Source organism: Methylophaga sp. SB9B (genome assembly GCF_004832235.1).
GTDB classification, from domain to species: Bacteria; Pseudomonadota; Gammaproteobacteria; order Nitrosococcales; family Methylophagaceae; genus Methylophaga; species Methylophaga muralis.
The window spans coordinates 1-254 of record NZ_SSXS01000053.1 but is presented as its reverse complement, the minus strand read 5'-3'; the positions used below and the strand labels follow the sequence as shown (position 1 = coordinate 254).

The 254-nt window shown below is 46.5% G+C and carries 1 pseudogene; it reads left to right on the top strand.

From position 1 onward, the window contains the following. Positions 1-254, top strand: a pseudogene (locus E8Q33_RS16320) (elongation factor 4); the annotation flags it as partial.

The following is a 254-nucleotide window of genomic DNA, read 5'->3' as shown; positions in this document are numbered from 1 at the left end:
GTGATCCGGAAGGACCATTGCAGGCTTTGATTATTGATTCCTGGTTCGACAGTTATGTGGGGGTTATCTCGCTGGTTCGTATCAAACAGGCCGACTGAAAACCCGTGACAAAATCAAAGTCATGTCGACCGGTCAAGAATATCAAGTCGATGAAGTTGGTGTATTTACTCCAAAACGTAGTAAACGTCCTGCGCTGAACTGCGGTGAAGTTGGCTATGTGATTTCCGGTGTCAAAGAAATTGATGGTGCACCGG